The sequence below is a fragment of the Kitasatospora sp. NPDC059817 genome, from assembly GCF_042731835.1.
GTDB lineage: Bacteria > Actinomycetota > Actinomycetes > Streptomycetales > Streptomycetaceae > Kitasatospora.
The window spans coordinates 27,603-30,948 of the sequence record NZ_JBHWIR010000064.1; the positions used below are offsets into that span (position 1 = coordinate 27,603).

At 69.2% G+C, this 3,346-nt stretch carries 4 protein-coding genes; 3 read left to right on the plus strand and 1 reads right to left on the minus strand.

All coding sequences use genetic code 11. The features are described from left to right. Window positions 1-141 precede the first annotated feature (141 nt). The gene (locus tag ACFV61_RS16345) at window positions 142-621 is read left to right on the plus strand and encodes an ATP-binding protein (protein ID WP_380492220.1); all 480 of its coding nucleotides are present in this window, start codon (window positions 142-144) and stop codon (window positions 619-621) included. Window positions 622-849: 228 nt separating this feature from the next. Here the strand turns inward: ACFV61_RS16345 and ACFV61_RS16350 are convergent, their stop codons facing one another. Further along, a complete protein-coding gene (locus ACFV61_RS16350) occupies window positions 850-981 on the minus strand; it encodes a hypothetical protein (protein WP_363376953.1) in 132 nt (43 codons plus the stop codon). Between the two features lie 633 nt (window positions 982-1,614). Here ACFV61_RS16350 and ACFV61_RS16355 point away from each other — a divergent pair. Continuing rightward, window positions 1,615-2,436, plus strand: a complete 822-nt coding sequence (locus tag ACFV61_RS16355) for a hypothetical protein (RefSeq protein WP_380492222.1) — start codon at window positions 1,615-1,617, stop codon at window positions 2,434-2,436. 114 nt (window positions 2,437-2,550) lie between these two features. Then, complete coding sequence (locus tag ACFV61_RS16360; protein WP_380492225.1) at window positions 2,551-3,024, plus strand: DIP1984 family protein; 474 nt, start codon at window positions 2,551-2,553, stop codon at window positions 3,022-3,024. Window positions 3,025-3,346: the final 322 nt, after the last annotated feature.

The window sequence follows — 3,346 nt, forward strand, 5'->3', positions numbered from 1 at the left end:
AGTCTCCCTGTTCAACAGCCGGGTCGGTTTTTTTGACTGCCCGAACGCACTGGGTGTGTGCGTTGGTTGCTCGTCTGCGTCCGCGACACCAACGTCGGGCCCTGTGCTGGCAGTTGTGCCCGGCTGGTTTGGAGGGTGTCCGTGGTGGTCAGTCCACTGAGTAATGCGCGGTTTCCGGTTCCGCTGGAGTGGGGTGAGCCGCCCGGGGCCGAAGCGGTGCCGGCGGCGCGGCGGTTGGTGGGGGCGATTGTGCGGGAGTGGGGTGTGCCGCTGTCGGCGGACGGGCTTCAGGAGGTGGAGCTGTGCGCCAGCGAGGTGATCGCCAATGCGCTCGTGCACACCAAGGAGCGCTGTGCCGTGACCGTCCGGTGGTGTGTCGGGCGGGTGCGGGTGGAGGTCGCTGATCGGTGCCCGGAACTCCCGAAGCGCGACCGCGAGGCTGAATCGACCAGCGGGCGTGGCCTCCTGCTCGTCGAAGCGCTGGCGCACGCATGGGGCTGGCGCCCGGCGGGGGTGGGCAAGGTGGTCTGGTTCGAGTACCTGGAAGTCGCCGAAGTGCCGTGCCCCACGCATGGATGGGGCACGGCGCTGGACCTTCACGCTCTGCGCGAGGTGGCGTAGTGGCGACCGTCGGGCGCCTCGTGGCTGTGACGGATTGTTGACTGACAGTAGGGAATTGGCTTGTGTGTCGGTGTCTCGGCTGCTGCCGAGACTGAGCCAGGACACGTTGGCTGGGACTTGGTCACGGTTGTTGGAACCGGAGTGCCCCAGCGCTGGAATCGCTCTTGGGGCTACTACTCCAGCTGTAGTTCGTGAGGCGTGTGTGACTGAAGGCGTGAAATGGGTTGATCATTCCCAGCCGTGCTCGGCGTAGGTCCGGTTGTCCCACTCCGGGTGCTCTGTGGTGTAGGTGCCCCAGCCCATGCGCTGGTAGTACAACGTCATCGCGTCGAAGTAGCTCGCGGCCTCAACGGTCCACACGAGCCGGGCACCTTCGGACAAGAGCGCACGAGCCCCGTCTCCGCGCGGTCCGGCCAGGCAGAACATCTTTCCCTCCTCGCCTTCGTCCCACAGCTCGTGAAGCATTGGCTCAGGATAGGTCCCAAGCGGCGCGGTGTGACTACAACGGCTGAACCGCTGTCGTCCCCGCCGCTCCAGTTGTCCTGCGTACGCGCTCGCTCGGTTCCAAGCCCCTCAGCGGAGCGGCCACGGACGCCGCGAGCCCGGGTAGTTCGGAACTGGTTCCAACATGAATGGCGATCCACCGCAGGTGGCAAGAAGGATGGCCAGATGGTTCCAACAAACGTGTCCCACCGGGTCGAAACGGCCAGGTCACCACACCGCGTCAGTTCCACCTATCGTGCCCCGGCTCAGAGACACCGACGTCAGGCCCTGTGCTGGCAGTTGTGCCCGACTGGCTCAGAGGGTGTCGGTGGTGGTCAGTCCACTGAGTAATGCGTCGGGGTGGGGTGAGCCGCCCGAGCATCCTCGGCAACTGATTTTGATCGGTTGTCAGGTGATGCCGGTGGATCGAGTGGCGGTCCTGGGGTCGTGCCCGCGTGGGTGCGTCAAATGTGGTGGCGGCCCGGTGCCGGGGGTGGTCATCCTGGGCGGATGGGTGATCGTGCGAATTTTGTCGTTGTCCGCGAGAGCGGTGAGTTCGAGCTGTACCTGTCGCGGTTCGGGGCGATAGGAATCGACCTCGACCTCCTGGCCGGGCCGGCGGAGGCGCTCTCGATGGTCCGGCGCCTGAGAGCGGTCGACTGGTGGCTGGACGATGTGCACTGCCAGGGTGCGGCGCTGATCGACCTCGGCCGGAAGGTGCTGATGCTGTTCGCCTGGGAAGGGCCGAGCGCCGAGATGCGCCACAGGGCGGCCACTCTGGAACTGTTGCAGGAAGCATGGGTGGGGTGGGACGTCCGGTGGATGTACGACGGCCCTGCCGAGCTGCGGACGTACCTGGGGCTGGACCCCGAACACGTCCGTGCTCGTGGGCGCGGGCATGCGGTGGGGCCGCTGCTCGAACCGGGCGACGAGGAACTGGCTGACCCCGAGTCGATGGTTGCGGTGGTGACGGTCGGGACGGAGCACTGCTACGTGCTGGCGAACGTCAACGACCATCCGGTCCGGGAGGGGGCTGCGCTGCTCGACCGACTGGCGGGCGGCCCCGAGCACGAGGTCTGCGAGGCGTCGGCCGATGCCGGCATCCACGTCGATCCGCTGCGCCGGCGGGTGGGCTGGTGGGTGCTCGGGGCGTCGGCAGAGGCGTACGAGATGCCGCAGCGATGGCCCGGTTGGACGGTGGAGTTCTGGCAGGACCGCTGGGAGGAGCACGTACTGGCGGCGCCCGGACGCTTCTCGCCCCCGCCGGTCGACCGCGCGAGGGCGCTGGCGGACGTACGGGCTGCAGCGGCCGAACGCCGTCGAGAGGCATGAACCCGCCCGGCGCCCGCCGGGTCGGCCCGGCCGACCCCACCCCGCGAACCGTGCCGGCAGGCACCGACGTGCATACTTGCCGGACGATCAGTAGGACGTAGAGGTGATGACGCGGTGAAACTGGCTGAAGCGCTCGCGCAGCGCGCGGCTGCGGTGCGGCGGGTGGAGCAGTTGCGGACGCGCGTCGTCGGCAGTGCCCGCTACCAGGAGGGCGAGGAGCCGGCCGAGCCCGCGGCGGAGGTCCTGGCCCAGGCCGGAGAGGTGCTGGACGAGCTGGAGCGGCTGATCCGTCAGATCAACCGGACCAACTCCACCGCGCTCATCGAGGGCGGCGGCACGCTGACCGACGCCCTCGCCCGCCGGGACGTCCTGCGGCTGCGCCACTCGGTGATCACCGCGGCCGCCGACGCCGCCTCCGGGCGCGACCAGCGCGGAGCCGTACGGCAGTTGCGGTCCGAACTCAGGATCCTCGCCGCCCTGCCGGTCGCCGAGCTCCGCGCCCAGGCGGACGCCCTGGCGAAGGAGATCCGAGAGGTGGACACCCTGATCCAGCGCACCAACTGGGAGATCGACCTGATCGAGGACTGACCCCACCAGCTGGGTGTGGGAAGCAGGTAGTCGCCACGGAGGCGTGCACACACCGCGGGCCGGCGGTTTATCCGGCCCTTGGCGCGTGAAGAGCAACGCAGGGGGTTCGATTCCTCATCAAACAATGCAGCTCAGCATCGCGTACAGGTGACAGAGCACACCGTACAGCTCACCACCACGTGCAGATCCGGGCGACGAGGGCGGGAACGGGGCGCCCCACACCCGGGGGGGGGGGGGGGGCCCCCCCCCCCCGCCCCCGCGCGCGCCCCCCCCCCCCCGCCCCCCGACAAGACGCGGCGCCCCCCCCGCCCCCGCGCGGGCG